We start from the raw sequence: 1,288 nt of genomic DNA on the forward strand, positions 1-1,288 counted from the left end.
GCCGCCCGCACCCCCGGCCGGCGCCCCGCCCGCCCTGGCCGGACGCCTGTTCCGGGGACCGGCCCGCCGGACCGCCGTCTTCGAGCGCGAGATCTGGCATCCGACGGCGCCGTCCTCGCGCATCCCGAGCGACGTCGGCGAGGCGCTGGCCGCCGCGGTCGAGCGCTACCGCAAGGGTTCGATCTCCACGTCGGGCCTCGTGCGCGCGATCGCCAGCACCCACGCCGCCTGACGGCGGCCCAGCGGCGCCGTCAGCCGCCCCTTTTCGCGGGTTTCTCCGCCGTGTTTTCAGATAGTGGTAAATCACAAACCTGATCCACGCGGGTTCGCCCGGGTGACCCCTTGTACCCGCTTCTCGCAGCGGGAGACCATTCGTTGCACTGCAAGCGAGTACACGAAGCAGGCGCCCCGCGCGCCGCGACCTGTCGCTCTCTCTCAGTGGGTGCCCACCGGCACCCGAGGACCAGGACGACAGGGGGTGAACGGCGGATGCGTGCACGTGTCGGGGCGTCGTTGTTCGGCGTCCTGCTGGTCGGCGTCCTGCTGGGCGGGTGCGCGCGCGAAGCGAGCGTCGCGAACTTCACCGTCCCCGAGAAGTACGCGACGGTCGAGCAGCTGGTCGCCGACGCCGACGTCGTCGCACTGGTCCAGGCCGGCCGCTCCGGGGTCGACGTCGTGGACCGGGTGCCCTGGACGCGCACCGAGCTGGAGCTGCGGAAGGTGATGCTCGGCGAGGTCGAGAAGGACGCGAGCCTGGTCGTCACCCAGGTCGGCTCGGCCTCCTCGCCACCCGGGGCGAACCTGGCGTCGATCCTGCGCAGCGACCACGAGTACGTCGTGATGCTGCACCGCACCGACGTGGGGGAGTACGAGGTGGTGGGCACCGGAGTCTGGCGGGCCGACACCCTGGGGGCGAGCCTCACCCTGCACACGGCCAAGCCGTCCTGCGTCCCGTCCGCCATCCCCCACGTGACCACGCCCTGGGAGCTCGAGCTGGAGCTCGGCAAGGTCAAGACGGCGCTCGGCACCGGCGTCATCGGTAAAGACTGAGGTCAGCGCCTCGTCGTGAGCGCGGACAGTCCGCCGCTGCGCCAGACTGGACCGCATGACGCGCAGCCTCGTCCTCACCGCCGACGACGCCGGGACCGATCCCGACGCGGACCGCGAGATCGCCGCCCTGCTGGCCGGATCGCCGCTCACGGCGGTCTCCGTGATCACCGTCGACCCCGGCGCGGGGCCGGGCAGCCCGCCGCAGAACCCGGGTGCGGCGCGCGCCGTGCGGCACGTC

Annotated in this window: 3 protein-coding genes; all 3 read left to right on the forward strand. The window is 72.7% G+C overall.

Translation table 11 applies throughout. The annotated features are described in order from the left end of the window. The coding region (locus PROKR_RS34305) for a hypothetical protein (RefSeq protein ID WP_036962079.1) at positions 1–232 on the forward strand (232 nt) is incomplete at its 5' end. A gap of 257 nt (positions 233–489) precedes the next feature. Beyond that, entirely contained in the window at positions 490–1,050 is a 561-nt protein-coding gene (locus PROKR_RS08685; RefSeq protein ID WP_036962081.1) for a hypothetical protein, read from the forward strand. A 55-nt stretch (positions 1,051–1,105) separates the two neighbouring features. After that, the coding region (locus PROKR_RS34310; protein ID WP_036962084.1) for a hypothetical protein at positions 1,106–1,288 on the forward strand (183 nt) is incomplete at its 3' end.

The sequence above is a fragment of the Promicromonospora kroppenstedtii DSM 19349 genome (assembly GCF_000515355.1).
Lineage (GTDB): Bacteria > Actinomycetota > Actinomycetes > Actinomycetales > Cellulomonadaceae > Promicromonospora > Promicromonospora kroppenstedtii.

What these genes read in the sequence shown, in the direction of transcription:
- PROKR_RS08685 (WP_036962081.1), top strand. Translation starts at nt 490, where the DNA reads ATGCGTGCACGTGTCGGGGCGTCGTTGTTCGGCGTCCTGCTGGTCGGC.